The organism is Ruminococcus flavefaciens, assembly GCF_900116855.1.
Taxonomy (GTDB): domain Bacteria; phylum Bacillota; class Clostridia; order Oscillospirales; family Ruminococcaceae; genus Ruminococcus; species Ruminococcus flavefaciens_R.
Window position 1 is genome coordinate 86,685 of the sequence record NZ_UETD01000004.1, and the last position, 20,685, is coordinate 107,369.

Consider the following 20,685-nt stretch of genomic DNA (forward strand, 5'->3'; position numbering starts at 1 on the left):
TCAGCATGGTATAATACATGAAGAAAGCCCTTCCTTTCGGGAGGGCTTTTCTTTATAACTTTCTGGATTTCGGCGGTCCTGACGGTGAGCTTTCGGCTTCGCTTCGCTATCTCAACCAGCGCTATGCAATGCCATACGGCGAAGTAAAGGGACTCCTTACTGACATCGGGACCGAGGAATATGCACATCAATGATGTATATGATACCTGTGGAAAATCAAATCAGCGAAATATCGAGAAAAAACGGAACAGGGTGCCACTTGTCGCGGACCTCTGTCTCGCGGTGATATGTGATATCCTTGATTACTGTGCGGAGCAGATTATTCTTTTCCTCTGCTGAGGCAGTAGGGTCCTCAAGTATAGCGATAGCATCGTGCAGTGCAATGATCTTCTGTCGGTAGTCTACCTCTGATACCTGATAGCTCTTAGCTGTCTCGATTGCCTCTTGGAGCTCCTGCCGGCGCTGCGCGAGTGCAGCATTACGCTTGACGAATACCTCGCTGGTATAGATACCCTGCTCGAGAAATTCGTATAGTCTCTCTTGCTGAGTTTCAAGCGCATTGAGTTCCTTGCGTAGAGCTTCTGCGATAGCCTTGTGCGCGTCATGAGTGTTTTGAGTGCCTTCTGCAAGCTGCTCAGATAGTTCTGCCACAAGCTGTCGGAGTGCTCTGATTACTTCCTCTTCTACCTCTCTGTACGTCGCTGAGCGATTACCACACCGCATCTGATAGGCGCAGTGCAGACGAGCCTCGCACTTCTTATGAGGCTGATATATCATAGGGCGACCGCAGGAACAGTGCATGATACCCGCAAAGGGATTTTTCAGTCCTGACTTAGCCTTTACTTTCGGAAGGCTTCCGAAACGGGCAAGAGAAGCGTTGAACGTCTCCTCCGAGATGATAGGCTCATGCTTGCCGTCGACGAGTATCCAGTCCTCTTTGTTAGCCTTAGGGCGTGATGATATCAGCTCGCCGCCCTCATAGTGCTTCACGGTCTTGCGACAGTTCCAGCGAATTTTTCCGATATATACGGGGTTGCGAAGCATATCTCTTATGCTTGCGTTATTCCATATCTCGGACTTCCTCGGCTTGATATGCAACTCATTGAGACGGTTCGCGATCGTGGTGGTTCCGAGCCCGTCTTTTGTCCAGAGCTCATACATCAGGCGCACGGTGTCAGCCTCTGAGTTCGGGACGAGAGTATAAGCTTTCCCGACCTTTACTTTATCATAACCGTAGGGAGCGACAGAGCCGATGAAGTTTCCCTCATTGACGGAGGCTATCCTGCCGCGCATCATGATCTCCTTGACGTATTCCAGATAGTCATTTCCGCGCATGAGCTCCATCTCGAAAAACTTACGGTCGAACTTGTCTCCGAGATCATACGTCTTCGGAGGCGTGACGATCAGTGTATCAGTATAGCGGAACGCTCTGATAATAGTGCCGCAGTCAGACAGGTCTCCACGGCTCAGTCGCTGCGGATCAACAACAAGAACTCCCTTTACCTCCTCGGTCTGAATACGGTCGAGGAGCTTTTTTATTTCTGGGCGGTCTTGAATAGTCTCACCCGAGACTACCTCTCGGTAGATCATGTCCTCAGGGATAACTCCGCCGAGCTTGGCAGCTGCATAGTCCTGCAATATCTTATAGTGCTTCGCCAGTACCTCCTCGACGGTCTCATGCTCGCCGTCGGCTCGGGACTTACGAAGATACATCAAGTATTTATCGGACATGCTTCCTCCTTTCTGCGGCCGACAAAGATGTCGGTTGCAAATATCCCCTGCACGGAGCAGGGGATTATTTTTAATAGAAAACAATCGTATCAATCATACTCATGACAACATCGTTGTCAATCGAATGGAAAGAAATAGTGCCATGAAGAGAGTCGGTATAGAATTCAATTCGTTTATTGTCGCTGTTCCCATCAGCAGTAATTAGATATGCCTGTCCATTTTTCACAAACGAGTCCTCAACAAAATATCCTTCATAAGATGATTTTAATGCATCATCAGTCAAGGCATATTCTTTGAAGCTTTCCCAGTGTTCAGTAATTTCGGCTTGAGATAGTTTATCATAAGAGGGATCGTGATTTATAGAAAAATCAATAAAATGCATATCGTCTTCTGAGCCCCATATCCATGAAGCCATTGTTAAATCACCATTGATATGATCGTTTTCTTGCCAGTTTGAATTTGTGCTGATTTTTAAATAATCACATTCCCATGATGCATCAAGAGTCTTGAAGTCAAGTTCTTTTTCTTTTTGTGGCTTTGAGGAGCAAGAGCAGCTAAATAGCATTAACAGAGATATAGGGATTGAGATAAGCTTTTTCATAATAGCCTCCTTACACAGACTTGATTATTTTCTTTACCACGCCCATGATCTTTATATCATCGAGCTTAGAGCCAGAGAAGACCATCGGCGGATAGCTCGGATTGATAGACTCAAGCGTGAGCTTTTCCTCAGTCTGAAAAGCACGCTTCACAAAGCCGTCGTTTTCTCCACAGACCACCGCCACAACAATGTCGCCGTTCTCGAAGTAGTCCTGCTTATGGACAACGACGAGGTCGTCCTCCTCTATCTTCGGATACATCGAGTCACCCTTGACAGCGATAGCCAGAGTCTCCTCAGCTTCCCGCTGACTTTCAAGATATAAAGGCTCATAGCCGCAGATCTGATCGTCCGCGTATGCTCCAAAGCCTGCGGATACAGTTTTGAAAATCGGTATCATGTATATATTATCTTTATCAAGAATATTAAAACCTCTATACTGAGGTTCAGAAGTCAGTGAAAGGTTCGCGTCATCGTCCCAGCCCATAAGAGAAGAAGGAGAAGTATCAAGTGCCTTGGCGATTGCTACGATCATTGATTGAGAAGCGTCACGTTCCCCTGACTCGATTTTTGCAATGGTTGATCTTGATTTATATCCGGCTGCCTGAGCAAGCTCATCTTGTGTCATGCCTTTGTCTGTTCTTAATTTATTAACTCTTTCACCAAAAGTCATGTATCTCACCTCCTATTTATATTATAATCATTATAGCATATTGTTGTCGAAGTGTCAACAAAAATTGTCGTTGAAGTGTGACACAATGTCAACAAAAATATCAGTACGGATTTGTGCAAAAAATAGAAAGAAAAATAATATGCAAAATTCTGTTGACAAATTGCCAACACAATGATATACTGTAGATGTTGGCAAAGAGTCAACAATCATTACTGTGGAGGTGAGAAAATGACTGACACTCAACTTCTAATGTCTTGCATAAAAAACTGCAAGCTGAACGTAAAAAGCGTTGCAGCACAGCTAAATCTCACAAGACAGGGGTTTTGGAAGAAGATAACAGGTCGTTCGGAGTTCAAACAGTCGGAAATCGGAAAACTTACAAGGCTTTTAAAACTTGATGTCGATACCCAGTATAAAATTTTTTTTGCGAATGCTGTTGACTGATAGTCACGCACAGCCATCAGCTAAGGACAAAAATGTCCCTACCACCCGAGAAAGGAGGATATAATGGACAAAATACATATTCACTGTGATACTATTGCGCAGTTCAAAGCTTTAAGGGAAATACAGCGCTCTTTTCTACCGGAGGGAGTAAAGTCGTTACAACTTATTCCTGATGGGATAAGGCTCACCGATCAGACAGGAGCGACAGCAGATTTTATTTATTTTCCCGGAAGCGATATGGTGGTATTTTCACAGTAAAGAAAAAGAGCTGGAGGCAACTGTACAACCCGTAAGCACATAAGCATAGGAATGAGGTGATAGTATGAGAAAAGACGATATCAGGAACTGGACAGAGACCGAGACCGAAAAGGAGCGCACGGTCAGCTACGATACAGACCGCGCTCATATAACTGTACATATCCCGAAGCACACTTCCGAGGAGCAGGCAGTCTTTGAGAAAAACGTCCGTGCAGCTCTGCGTCGCTTTTATCATCACATCACCGTTGAAAAAGGCTGTGACTGGGACGAGCTCGTCGCCAAGTACAGCAACTGACTTGTGCAGTCAACTGCACGGGAAAACCGATAAGGAGGAAAATACATGAAAAAGCTTACCGATGCCGAGAAGAAGGAGATCATCAAGAACATTCTCGGCGCAGCAGACCGAAAGAAGCAGCTCGGAATTGAAGCCGACCTGCACTGTATCTCCAAGGGCGATGTGAAGGATATCCTCAAGGCTGACGGTGTCGACCTGAGAATATTCTGCGGAGGTCGCCACGACAAGAAACGCATTGAGGACGAGCTTATCAAGGAGCAGGCACAGGAGCCTGTGGACGAGCCCACCGCCACGGAGCAGGGAGAGACCGACGAGGAACTCGCTCAGCAGTGGGCTGATCTGGCGATACCGCCCTATGAAGAAAATATTTGTGAACCTAAAGAAAAAATCTGCGAACCCGAAGAAAATCACACCCTCGCAGACGTTCAGGACATACCGCGCAAGCCTTACACCAACGAAATTCCTAAGGCGGTAATTGCTGCTGTAGAAGATAAGATTACAGAACTTCAATATATGATCGAGCAGAATAAGGAACAAGAAAAAAGCCTTTTACAGCACAACGAGAAGTTTAACGCTCGTATTGATATTTTGAATGCATGGCTAAAAGAGGTAAAAAACAGAAAGTGAGGGGATTGAGGTATGAGAACAGATGAAGAGATTTTTGACGAGAAGCGCCGGTTTGTCACGGACAAGCTCACACCTTTCCTCGCGGCGATAGATCAGGACATAGAGTCCGCGGAGTATCACGTTATCACTCATACTCCCTACGATCTGGAATATATCATCATCACATGGAAAGGCGGGAGCAGCAAGAGAGCATACGTCACCGGTGACAGCCTTGTCGCCCTCGCAAAGGACGTTCTGAAGGTGATATCATGATAAGATACAAGATAAGAGACGTCGCCTATGAGTGCGACGAGACACAGGGAACAGCTACGGTCAAGGCTCCGAGTGGTGACATTGCCTTCAGCAACGCCATCGAGGGCTGGAACTACTTCACAGGTCTGGCGTTCTTCCCGCTGGAACTTGACCTGCGGAATAAGCTCCAAGAGAACGGCTTCAACCGCTGGACAGGCACTCGCAAGGTTGACTATACCGAGAGCGAGCTGAAGATGATAGACAATGCCGACGAGGCAGCACGAAAGAGAGAGCTGTACAAGTTCTGAGGAGGGCGGTATGGGCAAGAAAATAGATTTCGACACCGCCTTGAAGCTCGGAGGCATTACTCCGAACGATACAATTTATGCCAAGCCGAACAGCTACGGCTACAAGCTGAACGTCAATCACCCGCAGATCTTGCCGCTCTACGAGCGATATAAGAAAAAGCTCGGAGAGAAGATCCTGTCAGATACTCAGAGGCTCACCTTTGAGACGATGATCTTCAAGGCTTTACAGAAAAAGAAAGAAAAAGAGGTAGAACAATGCGACTGATAGCATATATCCTGATAGCGATAGCATTTATCGCTATCATAGGAGTGCCGATAGAGTTCCTTGCCGAGCACATTCGGAAGGGGAGCGCATACCGTGCGGCACGGAAGGAGATCAAAACGAACATCAGAGTCTGGGAAAGTATCGCAAAGAGTTGTGATCCGATCACAGATGCATACGATAAGGGCTATGCAATAGCCAGACTTGTGATATATCATCACGAACTGGACGAGCTGACAGCCCGAAAAGAGTACTTGTGCAGTTGACTGCACAGAAAACCGATAAGGAGAAAACTATGGATAGAGAGAAATATTTCGGTGAGAAAATCGAAGGACGGAAGGAACAGGCTATCGCGTCAGCCGTAAGGGAAGCCCTTGAAAGCTTCTGCGATCAGGAGCCCGAGTTCGAGCAGGCTATCGAGCAGAGCGGAAAGACCTTCCAGGAGTGCCTCAAGGAGGTAGTGAACGGCTGTGGAAGCTGCCTGTCCGACATCGAAGCATACCGCCGCGCCGTGAAGTTTTACTTCTCGACCGCGACGGTGAGTTTTAAAATGACTATTGACCTCAGCGGCGACAACGGTGCTGTGAAGCCCATCACCATGACAGAGAACAAGAAGGACACGCTGAGCATATCCCTCGACGATCTCCTCGATTTTTAAGATTGGAGCAAAAAAATGAAAAGAGGAATAACTGTAGAATTCGACTATTCAGACGACGGCTACTGGGTAGAGAAAAAGCGAGGCTCACTTACAATTGAGGAAATAGCGCAGGCAATAAACGAGTATCACGGAGAAGACAGATACTTCTTTATGATCGACACAAACGCACCAGAGGGCTGGTACGATAACTATAATCTCAATGGCGACTATGAGCCGAAGGGTGACTGTGTCAAGGTTTACAGCTTCGATGCTATGAAAAGGCTGACAGGAGCCAGTAAGTGAGGAGGCGAGAGTGTGGACAACTCATTTATCAGCACAGAAGACTACCGAGAGGAAATAGAAGACTTCTTTCCGAAGTTCGTGTTCTACCGCAGAGGACATCACACTCCTACCTGCGGGAGCTTCGGAGAATTCATAGACGGTGAGAAAGGGAAGGTCACGGACTGCTACTGCACAGCCTGCCACGAACGCTATGAGGACGGGATCCGCAAGCCCTCGGAGTACAAGCATAAGGAACTCGGCTATTGTGCCAACTGTGGGCACCCTGTTGAGTTCAGACAGATGAACAGAGGGCGGCAGAGCTATTATGTGACAGGGAACTTTGCCATCTTCGAGGGCGCAGGAGATCTCATGCGGATCAAATGTATCAAAGCATACCAGCGTTTTTCGGGAGATACCTCTGAAATGGAACCCGAGATAGGATGGTATACAGTCACTCAATATGAATTAAGGCCCGGACAAGCTATACAGTACAAGGCTGTATGGAACAAGAGAAAATATGAATGGAAAAGAAAGAAGACGGACTGCACCGAGCCTAACTTCAATATCGGTGGCTTTGGATATGCCGACAGGAACTACACGCTCATCAATCAGGAAGCCGTCGATCACAGCTTCCTGAAATACCTTTTCAAAGGCGAGCACTACGACTATATCTATATCACATGGCTCTGCTGCTATGCGCAGCATCCTCAGCTCGAATACCTCCTGCACGGTGGCTTCGAGTATCTTGCGAGGAACTATGTCGAGGCCCGTGTCCCTGAGTACGGAAAGCTTGTCACAACGCGGTACAACTGGCGCAGCAACGATCTCAAAAAAATGCTGCGTCTGGACAGACAGGAGATAAAGTTCCTTGCTAAGGAGCAAGGCAGATACTACGACAGCTATATCAAGTTCAGGCGTGACTTTTTCAAGGGCAGAAATACAGCTGAAACCTTGAAATACTTCGAGAACTTCCGCAGCTCGACAGAGTATATTCGAGAAGTCGAAGATATGACAGGTATTGCTCGCAAGAAGATCATGGACTATGCTCTGAGAAAGCAGAACTCACAAGGAACATACTTCTTTATCACTCTCTACAAGGACTATATCGAGCAGTGCATCGAGCTCGGGCGAGATATGAGTACCGATGTAGTAACAATGCCGAAGGATATGTTTGCAGCTCATGACAGAACAACAGAAATGCTTCGTACCATACGCAGCGAGAAGGCTGCTATACAGCTTGCGGAGTCCGATGCACACCGCCGTGATCTTGAAGTCACGGATATGGAGCTTGGTCTTATCCTGAGGCTGCCGTATGATACGGAAGAAATAGTCGCAGAAGGTGAGAAGCTCTCTCACTGTGTCGGCGGATATGCAGACCGACACGCAGCAGGGAAGCTGGCTATACTGTTTCTGCGGACAGTAGGGCATCCCGGAACACCGTACTACACAATGGAAGTGTCAAACGATCTCCAGATAGTGCAGTGCAGAGGGTATCGTAACAACAATGCCGGCAACCCGAAGCCGGAAGAGATCATCGAATTCGAGCGCCGCTACGAAGAATACCTCAAGGAAGTAAAGATTGACCGAAAGAAAGCGGCAGAAAAAGCCAAGAGGAAGAAAAGGCAGCAGCAGAAAGCAAAGGTTGCTGCCTAATAAGATAAGGAGGAAACTATGGACCAGATCATCACAGCAGGAGCAGGGGAGAGCACTCTCCCCGCCGCTGCAAGAGCAATACAGATCACGGAGCGCATCAGAGCCAACGGCAGAACCGCAGTCAACGCGGTCTGCGCTATCGGTGAGGATCTCCGCACAATGAAAATAGATAACCTATACACCGAGCTCGGATATGAGTCCTTTGAGGACTACGCAGAGAAAGAGTTCGATCTGAAACGCCGTCAGGCCTATCAGTACATATCAGTATTTGAAAAGCTTGGAAAGGAGTTTGTGCAGTCAAATGCACAACTCGGCATCACGAAGCTTGCACTCCTTGCTACCGCTAACCCTGAGGACCGTGCTGAGGTCATGGAGTCCGAGGATGTCGCCAAGATCACCACAAGGGAGCTTGAAGAGCTCCTCGACAAGTACAAGCGGCAGGGCGAGCAGCTCTCCCTCCTTCAGGAGGAAAAATCAAATCTTGAAAAAAAGATTGATGATCTCGAAAAATCCCCGAAAGATGTTGAAGTAGCAACACAAGTCAAAGAAGTTCCCGACCCTAAAACAGTCAAGCAGCTTGCTGAGGCAGAGGCAGCCCTGAAAGAAGCAAAAAAAGAACTCTCGGCAACGGCAGCAGAAGCGGAGCTTTATAAAAAATCTGCTGAAAGTGCTCGAATTGAAGCTAAGAAAGTCAAGGATAATGCGGAACTTGAAGCAGAAAAAGCGGCGAAGGCAGAAATTGAAAAATTCCAGAAGGTTGCTAATGAAAGAATACGGAAAGCGGAGCAGGAGAAGGAAGCACTTGAAGCCAAGGTGGCAGAGCTCCAGAAAGCAGTCGAGAAGCCGCCCGAGAATGCAGATAAGAGTAATTTCAAAGTGCTGCTCAGTACAGTCTACCGCGATATGCTCGGACTTGTGGAATTTATCAACGATACCGAGACCGAAAAGGAGCGCAAGCAGTATTTCAAAAAAGCTCTCGAAATACTGCACGTCTGCGAGGAGAGTATCAAGAAGATAGAGCTTCCCGTAGATATACCGAAGCAGCCTCTGACGTCTCGCGGAGTTGTTGACATCAACAGCATGAAGCCGATAACAAGCAGCAGCAACGCGGACTATGACGATGACGACGGGGAGGAAGATGACGATGAATGAGCCGATACCCAAGCCGTGCAAGTGCGGAAATACATTCGTAGGACCCACGCATCATTTTGATAGCATCAGCTTGCGAACGGTATATCATGTATCGTGTCTGATATGCGGCAAGCAGGGAAAGAGTGCAGATACTCCGGAAGGAGCTATCGAAGCTTGGAACAAGGAGGGCGAGAAATGAATGATTACGAAGTCGCCCCTCGCAAGCGCTCTAAGTGCGAAGTAAAGAAAATCCCCGGTCAGACGCTGGACTTCTGCCGTGACATTGCCGCAGCGAACTCCCTCGGTGTTAGCTATGGCACATACATGGGAATGAAGCACGATGCAGAAGCTCAGGAATACTACGAAAAGTTCGGAGTACGTCTCAAGAGGAGGCGGGCGAAATGAAAATGAAGCTCAGGAAATGCTCCTGCGGCGGAACTGCCGAGATTGTAGACGGCGAACCTACGGAATTAGGAGCTAAGATGCTGCGCGAGTACGGTCTGATACCGTCTCGCACTTATAAAGCCGTATGCAGTTCCTGCGGTAAGAGCACCGCGTCCTTCCCTTACGGCGACGAGGTAAAGGCGGACTGGAACCGCCTGAACCCTCTGCCGCTGAGAAAGTACGTCAGAGTTGTACGGTGCAAAGACTGCAAGCATCGAAAAGAACGACATTATGAAGAAAGTGGCGAAAAGCCATATATCAAGTATGAGTGTAAATTCACAAAATACTCAATGAGTGATGATGGCTTCTGTTCTTTTGGTGCAAGAATGATAAAGGACGGTGATAAAAATGAGTGATTATATAAGCAAAAATGAAGTTTTAAATCTTATAATGCATAATGATAAAGTTTGCCATTATGCAGATGAACGCTATGAGAATGTTGTGTACGCAACAGCTTGTAGAATAAGTGATGTTGTGGCTAATATGCCTGCCGCAGACGTACAGCCTGTTGATAGGTGGACAAGCATTGAAGAAAGCAAGCCGAAAGATATGCAACAAGTGTTAGCTGTCGTTGACGGAGATGTACGAGAAGCGTTTTACAATGCAGGTTGTTTTATAGGAAGCAACTTTTATCGGAGCATTAACGAAGTAAAATGGTGGCAGCCTTTACCCGAACCACCAAAGGACGGTGATACAAATGAGTGAGTATATAAGCAGAGAAGCAGTACTCAAACACCTTAATGAGTGTAAGGAAGACCCATTTTTTGACCCTGATATGGCAAGGATATGCTTTGCAATAAGCATATTCATTGAAGAAATGCAAGCCGCAGACGTACAGCCTGTGGTACGCTGTAAAGACTGCATATATCTCAATCGGCACGACTGCCCTATGGCATATATCGAGCACCAGACACTGCAATTCGCAGCTGTCACTCCCGATTTCTACTGTGCGAAAGGAGCCGACCATGAACCGTGATAATATCAGTAAGATGTCATTGATAGACCTGCTATCGAAAATCTCAAAAGGAATAGACGAGTGCCTCTATCAGGTGCTCTCAGACTGCAAAGACGTGGAGAAGCGCTCAAGATGCGAGAAAATGTCATCCTGCTATGACTGCTTGTCCGCATGGCTGAACGAAGGAGGCAAGATTATGTTCATAGGTGACAAATGGTATACAGAGCCTGAGATCAAGGCGTATATCACGGAACTGAAAAAGAAGCTCTCGGAAGATACACACACACAGGAACTCGAAGCCAAGGTGAAGCTGCTTCAGGAGTTCCTACAGTGTGTCAGAGCATACTTCGGAACTACCTGCGGCTGGGTTGACATATTTGAGGAAGATGCCAAGAAGCTTCTTGAAGGGGAGTGATGACATGACACAGCACGAGCTGAAAATACTCCCTGAGTACTTCGTTGCGGTAGCCAATGGCACCAAGACCTTTGAAGTCCGTAAGGATGACCGTCCTTTTGAAGTGGGAGATATTCTTTGTCTCCATGAAATCAACTGCGGGGTGCTGACTGGCCGCACAATAAAAGCTGAAGTGACCTATGTTCTCCGGCACCCTGATTATTGCAAAGAAGGATATTGCATACTCAGCATCAAGGTAGCTCAGCAGCTTGTGGTTGAGAATATATCGGAAAAAAGCAAGTGGGAATATCACGAACTCGTCATAACAGGTGAAGGAACGACAGATTTTTATGTATGCCCGAAATGCAAAGGGGCATTTGCAACAGATTTATGTCAAGTGAACGGCGCATTTGAGATTGACGCAGGAGAAAGCTTTAAATTCTGCCCTTACTGTGGAAAAGAGTTAGGAGGAGTTGAGCATGAGACATGAGGAAACTCCACTTAGTATCGGATTAGTCATTCTGATAGTGCTCATAGGAATATTCGTTGAAAGCTGTTGGAGTGGATCTGTAGCTGACAGCGATATTCACTCGCACAGATACATCGTAGTCGCAGGTAAGTACTACCCCACAGAGGATATAGAGTATATCGAAACAGATGTAGTGTTCCACGATAAGCACGTTATTACTATTCACTTCGAGGATGGAACGACTTACCAAACCCAAGAGGGTCAGTATGTGTTTGCCGAGTCAAAACCTGAGGACACGTAAAGGAGGAAATCATGACAGAACCATGGGATTTGATCCAAATAGCATCTGAAGGACTGGCTTGCTCTCAGCTCCCCTGCACTTATGAACTTTTTCGCGCGTGCTGTGAGGACGAAAAGCAGGAGATCGCTTCTCTCGTATGCTGCACTATGTTCAAGATATCCCGAGACATGATCCTGAAAGGAGAATACTGATGAAGACAGCAAGTGATCTATTCTGGATAATTCACACAGGCTGTACATACGCATGGTTGTGCTGCAACTGTGATCGTGGCACAGAGTGCCGCATGGAAGCCCTTGCGAAGGAAATGATCCTGAAAGGAGAATACTGATGAAGCCAACAAAAATGAAACGCTGCCGCTGCGGAAGCCTTGTCGAGCGGCACCAGACTGTCAACGGCGGCTGGATAGTACACTGTCCCGAGTGTAGCATGGCATTCGGAGTCAAGCTCGATGTAGCGGGTACATTTGATCCTGAGTGTATCAGTGGTGAGTTTGAAACCGCTGAGCAGGCTGCTATTGCGTGGAATGAATGGATAGGAGGCGGAGACGATGACGAAAGTTGAGCTGATAGTCGGTTTACTTATGGCAATTGCAAGCATCGCAGTAGCGCTCCTCATAGCCTACTGTGCGGATAACAAGGGCTACGTCTCAGATGAGGAGTGGGAGCGCTCCCGCCAGGAGACAGACGAGCACGACGAGGAGGTGAGAAAGTGAAGAACTGCTTTTACTGCGGAGGCAGGAAAGTCAAATACCAGCGTGACGCCGAGCTGAGAGTGACGGTGAAGTGTGAGAAGTGCGGCTCAGAGGTCAGCACTCCGTACATGACTGAGGACTCAGCTCGTGGCTACTGGAACATGAAGCAGGCGAGCCTTGAGCACGCTGCTAAGAGATCAAGGAAAGCGGCTGCCAGCTGAGCAGCCGCATACCTATACTATTATATAGTGATAAAAGCAGTCCCGTGAAGCTCGGGAATACGAGCTTGTAATCTATCTTATATTTACGACCACCGAGAGGAGCGGAGGAAAATGAGAAGTTGGTATCGAGAGACTCGTTACGAATGTGGTGACTACATGGAGGTAAATATATACCCCGTGTATACAAAGGCACCTTGCAGGAGAAAGAAGGCAAAGCCTACCTCGGAGACTCAGCAGAAGCTCAATGATATCTATGCGGAGAGCAAGCTGATCAGGATAGCGAATGCCAACTTCACAGATCACGATCTGAAAGTCGAGCTCACTTACTCGAAAGAGCATCTCCCTCAGACTGATGAAGAGGCAGCTCGTGAGTTGAGGAACTTCCTGCGCAGGGTGAAGAGATACAGAGAGCGGAACGGACTCTCTGAGCTGAAGTACATAGCAGTCACCGAGAAGAGCTCCCGATCAGGCAGATATCATCATCACCTGATCATGAGCGGAGATATATCAGTCTTTGATCTTGTACAGCTCTGGGGACTCGGCATTGTTGGAACCGATATCCTGATCTTCGACGAGAACGGGATAGCATCCCTCACTCGCTATATGCTCAAGCAGGCTCGTGAGTTCACAGGTAAGAAAAAGTATACACGATCTCGGAACCTGATAGATCCTCCACCGAAGCAGAGAGACAACCGCTTCAGCAAGCGGAAGATCGTCGAGCTTGCCAAGGACACGGAGAACCGTGCCGAGTTCGAGAAGCTCTACGAGGGCTATCATCTCTCTCAGGCTCAGGTGGTATACAACGATACCAACGGCGGCGTATACATCTACGCCCGCTACTACAAGAAAGGAGCTGCATGGTGCAACAGAAAGAAGAAAACGAGCAGACTTTCCTCTTCCGCTGGGCGACCTTCGCCGAAGGACAATACCCAGAGCTCTCGCTGATGTATCATATCCCGAATGAAGGCAAGCGAAGCAAGGCAACAGGAGGACGGCTGAAAGCGCAGGGACTCAAGCCCGGCGTTCCTGATGTCTGCCTTCCGACAGCACACGGCGGATACATTGGCTTGTATATCGAGATGAAAGTCAAGCCGAACCGTCCAACCGAGAACCAGAAGAACTGGCTGCGGGCCCTGCGAGCTGCGGGGCACCTGACAGCCGTAGCCTATGACTGGGAGGAAGCAAAGAACCTCATCGAGGATTATCTGAAGCTCCCTCCGACAATACCGAAAGGAGAAAGCAATGAAGCTAAGTAAACTATTCTCGCTCATGAAGCAGCACAAGTCCGTGCAGATCAGGCAGGGGCGAGCTGCTCAGTGGGTAGGAGACTCCAGTAGTCTCTATCCGATCTACAACCTTCCGCAGCTGAACGAGGCAGCTATGCAGGAACTGCTCGGCGTGAGTGACGACGCTTGGGACAAGTACAAGTATGAAGAATATGAGGCGATGAAGTACAGCGAGGAGGATAACATCGACGGAATGTATCAGCTCGACAGGCTGAAGATCATCATATGCTGGAGCGGCAAGGAACTTATACCGCTTGTCGGCGGAGGTAAGATATTCTTCATACAGGCTAAGTATCTCAAGCCCTTCGATGATATCGGTCTGCTGTCATTCTGGTATCGCGAGGAGCCACTCCGTGATGGAGTGATAGGAGTCAACGAGGGTATGTGCCTCGCAGGTCTCGTGATGCCAATAGTAGTTGATGATCGCGTATTTATTGAGACACTATACCGAGTATACGAGCTCACCAAGCGTCAGGCAGGTGAGGAAGCGTGAACGACGAAAAGGAGACCTGCTACTTTCTGACACCCGGGAAGTTGAACAAGTGCAGCATACTGAATGAACAATGCACAGGCACCCGCTCTTGACAGCTCTGCTCCTTCCACAGGACCGAGAAAGAGTTCTTTGAGGCTCGGAACCGTGCCGTCGAGATCAATCGTGCCCGTGGCAAGTGCGCACGCTGCAAGTATAGCAGGCATCACCCTTGTGAGATCATCACGATAGGAGGCGGGGACAATGCAGATCTGTAAGTGCTGGCACATCGAACACGGTGAAGGAGTATGCTATGGCACTCCCGAGCGTGATATCTGCAACTGTGACGGCGACGAAAGACACTGTGATTTTTATGAACACGTCCGAAAAAGAGTAACAGGAAAGGAGACCAAGTATATGACACCCGAAGACTACCTCATGCAGATCAAGGACATCAGTCTGCGCATCAAGTCCCTTGAAGGGGAGCTCCACGACGCAGAAGCTGAGGAAGATACCGAGTATGCAGAGGAACTCAGCGCAAGGATAAGTGCTGACATCGCACGCTACAAGGAGCTGAGACTCAGGATCAGAGACGAGATACAGCAGATAGGAGACAATCGCCTGAGCTGTCTTCTCACAGAGTACTACGTTCGCGGAAAGACGTGGGAAATGGTCGCAGAAGCTATCGGAGTCAAAGACGCTAAGTGGGTAAGGACAAGGCTTCACGAGAAGGCGTTGAAGCTTTTTGCAGGAACATTCCCGAAATATTTTTTGCAATGCCCCTTTTAAGCCCTTTTCCACCCTTGAAAGTAGTTCTGAAATGATGTACTCTAAAACTAAGAAAGGCAGGCGGATCCATCGTAGGGCTACCTTACCGGGCGTTTCCTTTACGGTATGCGGAGACGCTCGGCAGCCTCCGCCTACTTTCGCTCCTTATCGGAATTTATCATCCCCTTTGCGGACGCAGCAGCGCCCGCATCTGGCAGAGTGGAGCAGTGGTAGCTCGCGAGGCTCATAACCTTGAGGTCGCCGGTCCGAGTCCGGCCTCTGCAACCAGGGCAGCAGTAAGCCCGGTAACCTTATCAACAGCCGCTTCGGCGGCTATGCAGGCGGCGGTACCAACGCAGGGTGGACACCTGCGTGGAGAGGTCGGCACTCTCAGCTTGCACCAGTGCGAAAGCACCACCTTTTCAAAGATTTTTTCAGAGGCAGAGAGCCCGAGTTGCAGCTCGGGCTGATATGCACACAAAGCTATGCTATCAAAGATATGCTCACGTTGTGGCAGGAAGCTCCAAGTCGGAGAGGCTTGCAGCTGCTACAAGCGAGACAGAGTCAATCCTCTCGGAGCTTATAATGCCGAGATAAAAAAATTCTACCTCACAGCAGACTGGGAAAAAGCAAGAAACAAGTGCATTTCTTCTTGTTTCGGGCTGGATTTGATAAGTCTTATCTGTGAGAAAAAAATCGAATATGGATTTACGGTACATCACATTGTACCGCTGATAAACGACTACCGACTGCGATTACAGCAAAGTAATCTGATATATCTTACCGAGGCTCACCACAGAGCCGTCCATCGCCTATATGAGGCGGAATATCAGGAGACTGTCGAGGCGTTGAAAACATTTTCCGAACTTGCCCGGGAGGCACTCGCTACCCCGGGGGGTATGTTGAAAACTTTCGACCTTCTCAAAATGAACCGCTGCGGTAGTTTTCTTTTTGCAAAATTGTAAATAAAAAATTTTTCTAAGCCTGTGCAGTCAACTGCACAGCAGAAAGTGAGGAGAGAATGGGAAGAACCCGCTTGCCGCTCTCCGAACAGAAGGGTGATCTCACCAAGGAGCGAAGAGCAAGACTTGAAGCGGAGCAGGACCTTGTCCGCACGCCTAAGAAGTATATCCTCAAGGCTCCGACCTGGCTCAGCAAGAGAGCCCGCAAGGAGTATCGCCGACTGATCGAGAGTATGGCGGAGATGGATATGCTCGGCGATCTTGACGCCAACAATCTGGCGGCTTACTGCAACGCCTGGGACAAGTACCTCCAAGCTGAGGAGGAAATCAAAGAAAAGGGGCTGCTCATAGAGTCCCCGAAAAATCCCAAGTCGCCGTATCAAGCTAATCCTGCTATACAGATACAGATCAAGCACGCGAAAGAGATGCGTGAGTTCGGTAGGCAGTGCGGCCTATCAATTGACAGCCGCTTGAAGTTTGCAGCGGCGAAGCTGCCGGAGATAGAGGCAGACATTACCTCGGAGTTCGGCGATATCTGATGACGATCAGGCAGGAGCTTGAGCGATACGCGGCAGAGTGCATCGACGGCAGACGGGTAAGCTGCCGGAAGCACCGATGGGCCTGCCAGCGCTTCCTGGCAGACATTGAAAAGCTTGATACTGATAGCAACTATCCGTACTACTGGGACGAGGAGCAGGCGAGGGCTATCGTCAAGTGGTTCCATTACCTCCGCCACTCGAAGGGAGTCCTCGCCGGTAAGAGCATCGAGCTCATTACCCCGCAGCGCTTTACTCTCTGCCAGCTCTACGGCTGGCGGAGGAAATCTGACGACCTCCGGAGGTTTACCAAGTACTTCAAGGAGGTAGCCAGGAAGAATGCTAAGTCTCAGGAGCTCGGCGGTGTCGCCCTCTATGAGATGTCCTGCGGAAGCACCAGAAACGGAGAACACTATGAGGGCTACTGTGCAGGTACCAAGAGAGAACAGTCCAAGATCATAGTTGACGAGTGCAAGCTGATGCTCAAGAGGAGCCCGCTTGCGCGAAAATTTAACTGCACGGCAAATAGAGTCGTGCATCGGAAGACAGGCTCCTTTATCGTCGCTCTCAGTAAGCAGGATGGACAGAATGGCGACGGTACAAACCCCGCTTTTCTGATCCTTGACGAGTATCACCAGCACGCGACAACAGAGTTCTACGACCTTGGGCTCGGCTCCAATACCAAGGAGCCGCTGCTGCTTATCATTACAACAGCAGGCAAGGACCTCAACTGTCCCTGCTATCAGCAGGAGTATATGTATTGCAGCGACGTACTGGACCCCGACAAGCCCGATATCGTCAACGACGAGTATCTCATAGATATCTTCGAGGCAGACACAGACATAGAGCTGAGCGATGAGACATACGACAAGCTTGTAGAAATGGCGAACCCGGTCCGCGCATCGTATGCGGCAGGCCGCAAGCTCATGCATGATGATTACGTCATCGCGAAGGAAGTTCCCGAAAAGCTCATATCCTTCCTCACCAAGGTGCTGAACGTCTGGGTGCAGGCGCGTAATAACGGTTATATGGACATGGCGAAGTGGAACCGCTGCAAGGTCAGCGAGCTTCCCGTCGATATCAGAGGACTTCCCGTATATGTGGGCTTCGATATGTCTGCGAAGATAGACCTCACTTCGGTGAGCTTCATCATTCCCTACAAGGACGCAGACGGCATCGTCAAGTATATCCTGTTCTCGCACTCGTTCATTCCGAACCGCGAGAAGCTCATGGAGAGATGCCGCGTTGACAAGATGCCTTATGACGCATGGGAGCGCAACGGCTGGCTGACGGTGACGAACACCGAGATTGTCGATCAAAACGCCGTCATGAATTACGTTCGCGGCTTCTGTAGTTCTCAGGGTCTCGTGATACAGTCTTTGTGCTTCGACCCCGCCAACGCGAGCAAGCTTATGCTTGAGCTCAGCGACGAAGGCTACGATGTCGTAGAAGTATATCAGTCGCATAAGTCTCTCAACGAGAGCACCGCAGGCTTCCGCGAACAGGTGTACAGTCAGAACGTGGTATTTATCAACAACCCATTGTTGAATTATGCGATAGGAAACGCCGTTGTCCGTAAGAATAACGGCCTAATCAAGATAGACAAGGACGCAACGAAGCGCCGAGTGGACCCGGTAGACGCTACTCTCTGCGCATTCAAGCTCGCCTTATATCATGTATTCGTCACTGCTCCCGTAGACGTGGACAAGTGGCTGGAAAGTGAAAGCTGGTGATAAGATGTCGCTGTTCAAGCGCAGAAAAAAGATAGCCGACGAAGTGGAGACCACCACGGAGCAGGCAGCAGAGGGAACGACTACCGACACGGAGCAGGAACAGCCCGCGGGCGTCGTGACGATCCAGCAGCTGAATGAATTCTTCGACAAGCAGGGCTTTTCAAGCGCTCTGGCAAAGAACAACCTCAACGCTGCGACATACTACGCTTGTATGCTGATCCGATGCAATGCCCTCGCGAAGGTTCCCTTCAAGGTATACGAGAGAGACGGCGACGGTGCCAAGGAGTCGGATCACTACCTCAACAAGCTCCTGAAGCTTCGGCCGAACAGGTTCATGACGGCCCACGACTTTTTCTGGGCGTCAGAATTCCAGAGGCTGAGCACAGGAAATACGTTCTGGGTATACAGCTTCCGACGCGGCAAGATCGAGGAGGTATATCTCCTCGATAGCAACTATGTAGAGATCATAGTCGATAATGCGGGCATACTCAGCTCGCCGAACTCGGTGTACTACCTGTACACTGACCCGCGGAGCTCGCGGCAGGTGATATACACGTCCGACAGGATAGTGCATCACAAGTACTTCTCGACTGACGGCATCAAAGGTAACTCGATACAAAAGTATCTTGTCGATGTTCTCAGTCAGGAGAAATACGCACAGCAGGTCGTGAATGAGAAGTACAGTCACGGCTTGCAGGACCCTATCATCGTAACCTATACGGGAGACCTTGACAAAGTCCACTCGGCCCAGATAAAGAAAAAGTTTGCTAACCTTGCAGGCGCTCAGAACGCCGGTACCGTGATCCCGATACCGGCAGACTTCGGTGTGCAGCAGCTTGAGACCAAGCTTGTGAACTCACAGTTCTTCGAGCTCAACGGGCTCACTACTCGACACATCGCGAACGCCTTCGGTGTCAAGAGCTTCCAGCTCAATGACATGGAAAAGAGTACATATAGCAACATCGAGCAGCAGAACAGAGCATTCTACAGCGACACGATGCAGAACGTTCTCACTGCTTACGAGCAGGAGGCGACGTTCAAGCTCCTCAGTTCCGAGGATCAGGAGACAAAGTTTATTCAGGCGAATGCCGACGTTTATCTCAGAGCTGACATCGAGGCTCGCTACAAGGCATACCAGACAGGCATCACGGGCGGCTTCTTGCAGATTGCAGAGGCCCGAAAACGTGAAAATCTGCCATTTATACCGGGTACCGATAAGCTTATCATCGGCAACGGCGCAGCTATTCCGCTTGATATGCTCGGCTCACAGTATGATAAAGGAGGTAACAAGTAAATGGAATATGCTGACAGAATAGAGATCACCTTCAAAAGCGGTGAGACCATTGCCTATAAAGAAGGGGAATGGGACGACTACGCTTACGACGGCAAAGCTGTTATCGTCAAACAGAAGGGTGCTTGGATCGGAATATATAACTTCGACCATGTTTTCAGCGTCGAGTTGAAGAACACCAAAGCCGTAGACTATGTGCCACTATAAGGAGGTGAGAAAAACGAAAAAGTACCAGTTTACTCAGAAAGACAAGACAGGTGCAGTCAAGGACTGTGGCTATATGATCTATGACAGTGCAGACGATGAGAGCGCAGAGCTCCGCTTCTACGGTGACATCTGCTCAGCTACATGGATCAGCAAGTACTTCAAGGAGGACAAAGCTCCTCAGGATGTCGTCGATTTTCTCGCTGAACTCACTGCCGAGGGCAACGGCCATAAGAAGCTGAACGTCTACGTAAACAGCGGAGGCGGTGACGTCTTCGGAGGTCTGGCTATATACAGCATACTGGCGAGATACCCCGGCGAGAAGATCGCACACATCGACGGTATCGCCGCGAGCATCGCGGGAATAATCCCGTTTGCTTGCGACAAGGTCGTAGCTCCTAAGTACGCTCAGCTCATGCTCCACAAGCCGTGGAGCGGATGCTGGGGCAATGCTAACGACTTCAAGAAGGCGATCGAGGCACTCAATACAGCCGAACAGTCCATTATCAACGTCTACAAGGCCCACGCTGTTAACGGTACAACCGAGGACAAGATCAAGAGCATGATAGACCGCGAGACGTGGCTGACCGCGGAGCAGGCGGCAGAATACTTTGCAATCGAACTCCTTGACGCAGAGCCTGTCGCTGCCTGTGTATCAGACAGCTACAAGCGGTATATGAACACTCCCGAAGCTCTCCTGAAAATCAGCGAGAGCACTAAGCAGACCGAACCTCCTATCCCTCAGGAAGGTGAGGATATCAACAAACGCAAGAGAAAGCTACAGATGTCACTCGATGTCCTGAAGCTCTCAAATAAAACATAAAGAAAGAA

The 20,685-nt window shown here is 49.0% G+C and carries 36 protein-coding genes, 1 tRNA gene and 1 pseudogene; 35 read left to right on the forward strand and 3 right to left on the reverse strand.

Annotated elements, in window-relative coordinates:
- Positions 1-68 precede the first annotated feature (68 nt).
- Positions 69-188, forward strand: a pseudogene (locus DSZ37_RS04475) (manganese catalase family protein); the annotation flags it as partial.
- 28 nt (positions 189-216) lie between these two features.
- On the opposite strand, the gene DSZ37_RS04480 reads toward DSZ37_RS04475, so the two are convergent.
- From DSZ37_RS04480 to DSZ37_RS04490, 3 genes are all read right to left on the reverse strand, one after another.
- A complete protein-coding gene (locus DSZ37_RS04480) occupies positions 217-1,731 on the reverse strand; it encodes a recombinase family protein (protein ID WP_109725755.1) in 1,515 nt (504 codons plus the stop codon).
- Between the two features lie 70 nt (positions 1,732-1,801).
- Positions 1,802-2,332, reverse strand: a complete 531-nt coding sequence (locus DSZ37_RS04485) for a hypothetical protein (RefSeq protein WP_109725756.1) — start codon at positions 2,330-2,332, stop codon at positions 1,802-1,804.
- Positions 2,333-2,342: 10 nt separating this feature from the next.
- Complete coding sequence (locus DSZ37_RS04490) at positions 2,343-3,002, reverse strand: LexA family protein (RefSeq protein WP_109725757.1); 660 nt, start codon at positions 3,000-3,002, stop codon at positions 2,343-2,345.
- 507 nt (positions 3,003-3,509) lie between these two features.
- On the opposite strand from DSZ37_RS04490, the gene DSZ37_RS04500 reads away from it, so the two are divergent.
- From DSZ37_RS04500 to DSZ37_RS04660, 34 genes are all read left to right on the forward strand, one after another.
- Entirely contained in the window at positions 3,510-3,704 is a 195-nt protein-coding gene (locus DSZ37_RS04500) for a hypothetical protein (RefSeq protein ID WP_109725759.1), read from the forward strand.
- Positions 3,705-3,768: 64 nt separating this feature from the next.
- Complete coding sequence (locus DSZ37_RS04505; RefSeq protein ID WP_109725760.1) at positions 3,769-3,999, forward strand: hypothetical protein; 231 nt, start codon at positions 3,769-3,771, stop codon at positions 3,997-3,999.
- A 45-nt stretch (positions 4,000-4,044) separates the two neighbouring features.
- Positions 4,045-4,626: a hypothetical protein gene (locus tag DSZ37_RS04510; protein ID WP_109725761.1), complete on the forward strand. Its 582-nt coding sequence runs from the start codon at positions 4,045-4,047 to the stop codon at positions 4,624-4,626.
- Positions 4,627-4,638: 12 nt separating this feature from the next.
- Positions 4,639-4,878, forward strand: coding sequence for a hypothetical protein (locus DSZ37_RS04515; RefSeq protein ID WP_109725762.1), 240 nt, complete (start codon positions 4,639-4,641; stop codon positions 4,876-4,878).
- Complete coding sequence (locus DSZ37_RS04520; protein WP_109725763.1) at positions 4,875-5,165, forward strand: hypothetical protein; 291 nt, start codon at positions 4,875-4,877, stop codon at positions 5,163-5,165. The genes DSZ37_RS04515 and DSZ37_RS04520 overlap by 4 nt, the downstream gene beginning before the upstream one ends.
- 10 nt (positions 5,166-5,175) lie before the next feature.
- A complete protein-coding gene (locus tag DSZ37_RS04525; protein WP_109725764.1) occupies positions 5,176-5,430 on the forward strand; it encodes a hypothetical protein in 255 nt (84 codons plus the stop codon).
- The gene (locus DSZ37_RS04530) at positions 5,421-5,693 is read left to right on the forward strand and encodes a hypothetical protein (RefSeq protein ID WP_109725765.1); all 273 of its coding nucleotides are present in this window, start codon (positions 5,421-5,423) and stop codon (positions 5,691-5,693) included. The genes DSZ37_RS04525 and DSZ37_RS04530 overlap by 10 nt, the downstream gene beginning before the upstream one ends.
- Positions 5,694-5,722: 29 nt before the next feature.
- On the forward strand, positions 5,723-6,085 hold the full coding sequence (locus DSZ37_RS04535; protein ID WP_109725766.1) for a hypothetical protein: 363 nt from the start codon (positions 5,723-5,725) through the stop codon (positions 6,083-6,085).
- A gap of 15 nt (positions 6,086-6,100) precedes the next feature.
- Positions 6,101-6,367 (forward strand): hypothetical protein, encoded by a 267-nt coding sequence (locus tag DSZ37_RS04540; RefSeq protein ID WP_109725767.1) that lies wholly within the window; start codon positions 6,101-6,103, stop codon positions 6,365-6,367.
- Positions 6,368-6,379: 12 nt separating this feature from the next.
- Positions 6,380-7,999 carry a PcfJ domain-containing protein gene (locus tag DSZ37_RS04545; RefSeq protein WP_109725768.1) on the forward strand — a complete coding sequence of 540 codons (1,620 nt, stop codon included), beginning with the start codon at positions 6,380-6,382 and terminating at the stop codon, positions 7,997-7,999.
- A gap of 18 nt (positions 8,000-8,017) precedes the next feature.
- Positions 8,018-9,151 (forward strand): hypothetical protein, encoded by a 1,134-nt coding sequence (locus DSZ37_RS04550; RefSeq protein ID WP_109725769.1) that lies wholly within the window; start codon positions 8,018-8,020, stop codon positions 9,149-9,151.
- Positions 9,144-9,329 carry a hypothetical protein gene (locus DSZ37_RS04555; protein WP_109725770.1) on the forward strand — a complete coding sequence of 62 codons (186 nt, stop codon included), beginning with the start codon at positions 9,144-9,146 and terminating at the stop codon, positions 9,327-9,329. Before DSZ37_RS04550 ends, DSZ37_RS04555 begins: the two co-directional genes overlap by 8 nt.
- Entirely contained in the window at positions 9,326-9,535 is a 210-nt protein-coding gene (locus DSZ37_RS04560) for a hypothetical protein (protein WP_109725771.1), read from the forward strand. The genes DSZ37_RS04555 and DSZ37_RS04560 overlap by 4 nt, the downstream gene beginning before the upstream one ends.
- Positions 9,532-9,930: a hypothetical protein gene (locus DSZ37_RS04565; protein WP_109725772.1), complete on the forward strand. Its 399-nt coding sequence runs from the start codon at positions 9,532-9,534 to the stop codon at positions 9,928-9,930. The genes DSZ37_RS04560 and DSZ37_RS04565 overlap by 4 nt, the downstream gene beginning before the upstream one ends.
- The gene (locus DSZ37_RS04570; RefSeq protein WP_109725773.1) at positions 9,923-10,279 is read left to right on the forward strand and encodes a hypothetical protein; all 357 of its coding nucleotides are present in this window, start codon (positions 9,923-9,925) and stop codon (positions 10,277-10,279) included. Before DSZ37_RS04565 ends, DSZ37_RS04570 begins: the two co-directional genes overlap by 8 nt.
- Positions 10,272-10,550, forward strand: coding sequence for a hypothetical protein (locus DSZ37_RS04575; RefSeq protein ID WP_109725774.1), 279 nt, complete (start codon positions 10,272-10,274; stop codon positions 10,548-10,550). Before DSZ37_RS04570 ends, DSZ37_RS04575 begins: the two co-directional genes overlap by 8 nt.
- Complete coding sequence (locus DSZ37_RS04580; RefSeq protein WP_109725775.1) at positions 10,540-10,944, forward strand: hypothetical protein; 405 nt, start codon at positions 10,540-10,542, stop codon at positions 10,942-10,944. The genes DSZ37_RS04575 and DSZ37_RS04580 overlap by 11 nt, the downstream gene beginning before the upstream one ends.
- Before the next feature lie 4 nt (positions 10,945-10,948).
- Positions 10,949-11,413, forward strand: coding sequence for an ASCH/PUA domain-containing protein (locus DSZ37_RS04585; protein ID WP_109725776.1), 465 nt, complete (start codon positions 10,949-10,951; stop codon positions 11,411-11,413).
- Positions 11,403-11,693, forward strand: coding sequence for a hypothetical protein (locus tag DSZ37_RS04590; protein WP_109725777.1), 291 nt, complete (start codon positions 11,403-11,405; stop codon positions 11,691-11,693). Before DSZ37_RS04585 ends, DSZ37_RS04590 begins: the two co-directional genes overlap by 11 nt.
- 11 nt (positions 11,694-11,704) lie before the next feature.
- Complete coding sequence (locus DSZ37_RS04595; protein WP_109725778.1) at positions 11,705-11,884, forward strand: hypothetical protein; 180 nt, start codon at positions 11,705-11,707, stop codon at positions 11,882-11,884.
- Positions 11,884-12,021 (forward strand): hypothetical protein, encoded by a 138-nt coding sequence (locus DSZ37_RS17620; protein ID WP_181380240.1) that lies wholly within the window; start codon positions 11,884-11,886, stop codon positions 12,019-12,021. The genes DSZ37_RS04595 and DSZ37_RS17620 overlap by 1 nt, the downstream gene beginning before the upstream one ends.
- Positions 12,021-12,254 carry a hypothetical protein gene (locus DSZ37_RS04600; protein ID WP_109725779.1) on the forward strand — a complete coding sequence of 78 codons (234 nt, stop codon included), beginning with the start codon at positions 12,021-12,023 and terminating at the stop codon, positions 12,252-12,254. Before DSZ37_RS17620 ends, DSZ37_RS04600 begins: the two co-directional genes overlap by 1 nt.
- Positions 12,241-12,405 carry a hypothetical protein gene (locus DSZ37_RS17625; RefSeq protein WP_181380241.1) on the forward strand — a complete coding sequence of 55 codons (165 nt, stop codon included), beginning with the start codon at positions 12,241-12,243 and terminating at the stop codon, positions 12,403-12,405. Before DSZ37_RS04600 ends, DSZ37_RS17625 begins: the two co-directional genes overlap by 14 nt.
- Positions 12,402-12,605, forward strand: coding sequence for a hypothetical protein (locus DSZ37_RS04605; RefSeq protein ID WP_109725780.1), 204 nt, complete (start codon positions 12,402-12,404; stop codon positions 12,603-12,605). Before DSZ37_RS17625 ends, DSZ37_RS04605 begins: the two co-directional genes overlap by 4 nt.
- 111 nt (positions 12,606-12,716) lie before the next feature.
- On the forward strand, positions 12,717-13,550 hold the full coding sequence (locus DSZ37_RS04610; RefSeq protein WP_146198159.1) for a rolling circle replication-associated protein: 834 nt from the start codon (positions 12,717-12,719) through the stop codon (positions 13,548-13,550).
- Positions 13,550-13,861 carry a VRR-NUC domain-containing protein gene (locus DSZ37_RS04615; RefSeq protein ID WP_242978568.1) on the forward strand — a complete coding sequence of 104 codons (312 nt, stop codon included), beginning with the start codon at positions 13,550-13,552 and terminating at the stop codon, positions 13,859-13,861. Before DSZ37_RS04610 ends, DSZ37_RS04615 begins: the two co-directional genes overlap by 1 nt.
- On the forward strand, positions 13,848-14,384 hold the full coding sequence (locus tag DSZ37_RS04620) for a hypothetical protein (RefSeq protein ID WP_146198160.1): 537 nt from the start codon (positions 13,848-13,850) through the stop codon (positions 14,382-14,384). The genes DSZ37_RS04615 and DSZ37_RS04620 overlap by 14 nt, the downstream gene beginning before the upstream one ends.
- Before the next feature lie 240 nt (positions 14,385-14,624).
- Positions 14,625-15,149, forward strand: a complete 525-nt coding sequence (locus tag DSZ37_RS04625) for a hypothetical protein (RefSeq protein WP_109725784.1) — start codon at positions 14,625-14,627, stop codon at positions 15,147-15,149.
- 191 nt (positions 15,150-15,340) lie between these two features.
- Positions 15,341-15,416: transfer RNA gene (locus DSZ37_RS04630), tRNA-Met, on the forward strand.
- Positions 15,417-16,149: 733 nt separating this feature from the next.
- Positions 16,150-16,629 carry a phage terminase small subunit P27 family gene (locus tag DSZ37_RS04640; RefSeq protein WP_109725786.1) on the forward strand — a complete coding sequence of 160 codons (480 nt, stop codon included), beginning with the start codon at positions 16,150-16,152 and terminating at the stop codon, positions 16,627-16,629.
- The gene (locus DSZ37_RS04645; RefSeq protein ID WP_109725787.1) at positions 16,629-18,359 is read left to right on the forward strand and encodes a terminase large subunit; all 1,731 of its coding nucleotides are present in this window, start codon (positions 16,629-16,631) and stop codon (positions 18,357-18,359) included. The genes DSZ37_RS04640 and DSZ37_RS04645 overlap by 1 nt, the downstream gene beginning before the upstream one ends.
- Positions 18,346-19,653 (forward strand): phage portal protein, encoded by a 1,308-nt coding sequence (locus DSZ37_RS04650; RefSeq protein ID WP_146198161.1) that lies wholly within the window; start codon positions 18,346-18,348, stop codon positions 19,651-19,653. Before DSZ37_RS04645 ends, DSZ37_RS04650 begins: the two co-directional genes overlap by 14 nt.
- Positions 19,654-19,857, forward strand: a complete 204-nt coding sequence (locus DSZ37_RS04655; RefSeq protein WP_109725789.1) for a hypothetical protein — start codon at positions 19,654-19,656, stop codon at positions 19,855-19,857. It begins immediately after the preceding gene.
- Positions 19,844-20,677: a head maturation protease, ClpP-related gene (locus DSZ37_RS04660; RefSeq protein ID WP_109725790.1), complete on the forward strand. Its 834-nt coding sequence runs from the start codon at positions 19,844-19,846 to the stop codon at positions 20,675-20,677. The genes DSZ37_RS04655 and DSZ37_RS04660 overlap by 14 nt, the downstream gene beginning before the upstream one ends.
- The last annotated feature ends 8 nt before the right edge of the window (positions 20,678-20,685 follow it).

Coding starts and splice junctions, on each gene's coding strand:
- DSZ37_RS04645 (WP_109725787.1), top strand. CDS start 16,629: ATGACGATCAGGCAGGAGCTTGAGCGATACGCGGCAGAGTGCATCGAC.
- DSZ37_RS04520 (WP_109725763.1), top strand. CDS start 4,875: ATGATAAGATACAAGATAAGAGACGTCGCCTATGAGTGCGACGAGACA.
- DSZ37_RS04515 (WP_109725762.1), top strand. CDS start 4,639: ATGAGAACAGATGAAGAGATTTTTGACGAGAAGCGCCGGTTTGTCACG.
- DSZ37_RS04640 (WP_109725786.1), top strand. CDS start 16,150: ATGGGAAGAACCCGCTTGCCGCTCTCCGAACAGAAGGGTGATCTCACC.
- DSZ37_RS04655 (WP_109725789.1), top strand. CDS start 19,654: ATGGAATATGCTGACAGAATAGAGATCACCTTCAAAAGCGGTGAGACC.
- DSZ37_RS04615 (WP_242978568.1), top strand. CDS start 13,550: ATGTATCATATCCCGAATGAAGGCAAGCGAAGCAAGGCAACAGGAGGA.
- DSZ37_RS04590 (WP_109725777.1), top strand. CDS start 11,403: ATGAGACATGAGGAAACTCCACTTAGTATCGGATTAGTCATTCTGATA.
- DSZ37_RS04580 (WP_109725775.1), top strand. CDS start 10,540: ATGAACCGTGATAATATCAGTAAGATGTCATTGATAGACCTGCTATCG.
- DSZ37_RS04540 (WP_109725767.1), top strand. CDS start 6,101: ATGAAAAGAGGAATAACTGTAGAATTCGACTATTCAGACGACGGCTAC.
- DSZ37_RS04555 (WP_109725770.1), top strand. CDS start 9,144: ATGAATGAGCCGATACCCAAGCCGTGCAAGTGCGGAAATACATTCGTA.
- DSZ37_RS17620 (WP_181380240.1), top strand. CDS start 11,884: ATGAAGACAGCAAGTGATCTATTCTGGATAATTCACACAGGCTGTACA.
- DSZ37_RS04575 (WP_109725774.1), top strand. CDS start 10,272: ATGAGTGAGTATATAAGCAGAGAAGCAGTACTCAAACACCTTAATGAG.
- DSZ37_RS04660 (WP_109725790.1), top strand. CDS start 19,844: ATGTGCCACTATAAGGAGGTGAGAAAAACGAAAAAGTACCAGTTTACT.
- DSZ37_RS04480 (WP_109725755.1), bottom strand. CDS start 1,731: ATGTCCGATAAATACTTGATGTATCTTCGTAAGTCCCGAGCCGACGGC.
- DSZ37_RS04560 (WP_109725771.1), top strand. CDS start 9,326: ATGAATGATTACGAAGTCGCCCCTCGCAAGCGCTCTAAGTGCGAAGTA.
- DSZ37_RS04525 (WP_109725764.1), top strand. CDS start 5,176: ATGGGCAAGAAAATAGATTTCGACACCGCCTTGAAGCTCGGAGGCATT.
- DSZ37_RS04500 (WP_109725759.1), top strand. CDS start 3,510: ATGGACAAAATACATATTCACTGTGATACTATTGCGCAGTTCAAAGCT.
- DSZ37_RS04570 (WP_109725773.1), top strand. CDS start 9,923: ATGAGTGATTATATAAGCAAAAATGAAGTTTTAAATCTTATAATGCAT.
- DSZ37_RS04530 (WP_109725765.1), top strand. CDS start 5,421: ATGCGACTGATAGCATATATCCTGATAGCGATAGCATTTATCGCTATC.
- DSZ37_RS04595 (WP_109725778.1), top strand. CDS start 11,705: ATGACAGAACCATGGGATTTGATCCAAATAGCATCTGAAGGACTGGCT.
- DSZ37_RS04565 (WP_109725772.1), top strand. CDS start 9,532: ATGAAAATGAAGCTCAGGAAATGCTCCTGCGGCGGAACTGCCGAGATT.
- DSZ37_RS04585 (WP_109725776.1), top strand. CDS start 10,949: ATGACACAGCACGAGCTGAAAATACTCCCTGAGTACTTCGTTGCGGTA.
- DSZ37_RS04485 (WP_109725756.1), bottom strand. CDS start 2,332: ATGAAAAAGCTTATCTCAATCCCTATATCTCTGTTAATGCTATTTAGC.
- DSZ37_RS04600 (WP_109725779.1), top strand. CDS start 12,021: ATGAAGCCAACAAAAATGAAACGCTGCCGCTGCGGAAGCCTTGTCGAG.
- DSZ37_RS04490 (WP_109725757.1), bottom strand. CDS start 3,002: ATGACTTTTGGTGAAAGAGTTAATAAATTAAGAACAGACAAAGGCATG.
- DSZ37_RS17625 (WP_181380241.1), top strand. CDS start 12,241: ATGACGAAAGTTGAGCTGATAGTCGGTTTACTTATGGCAATTGCAAGC.
- DSZ37_RS04610 (WP_146198159.1), top strand. CDS start 12,717: ATGAGAAGTTGGTATCGAGAGACTCGTTACGAATGTGGTGACTACATG.
- DSZ37_RS04510 (WP_109725761.1), top strand. CDS start 4,045: ATGAAAAAGCTTACCGATGCCGAGAAGAAGGAGATCATCAAGAACATT.
- DSZ37_RS04535 (WP_109725766.1), top strand. CDS start 5,723: ATGGATAGAGAGAAATATTTCGGTGAGAAAATCGAAGGACGGAAGGAA.
- DSZ37_RS04550 (WP_109725769.1), top strand. CDS start 8,018: ATGGACCAGATCATCACAGCAGGAGCAGGGGAGAGCACTCTCCCCGCC.
- DSZ37_RS04625 (WP_109725784.1), top strand. CDS start 14,625: ATGCAGATCTGTAAGTGCTGGCACATCGAACACGGTGAAGGAGTATGC.
- DSZ37_RS04505 (WP_109725760.1), top strand. CDS start 3,769: ATGAGAAAAGACGATATCAGGAACTGGACAGAGACCGAGACCGAAAAG.
- DSZ37_RS04620 (WP_146198160.1), top strand. CDS start 13,848: ATGAAGCTAAGTAAACTATTCTCGCTCATGAAGCAGCACAAGTCCGTG.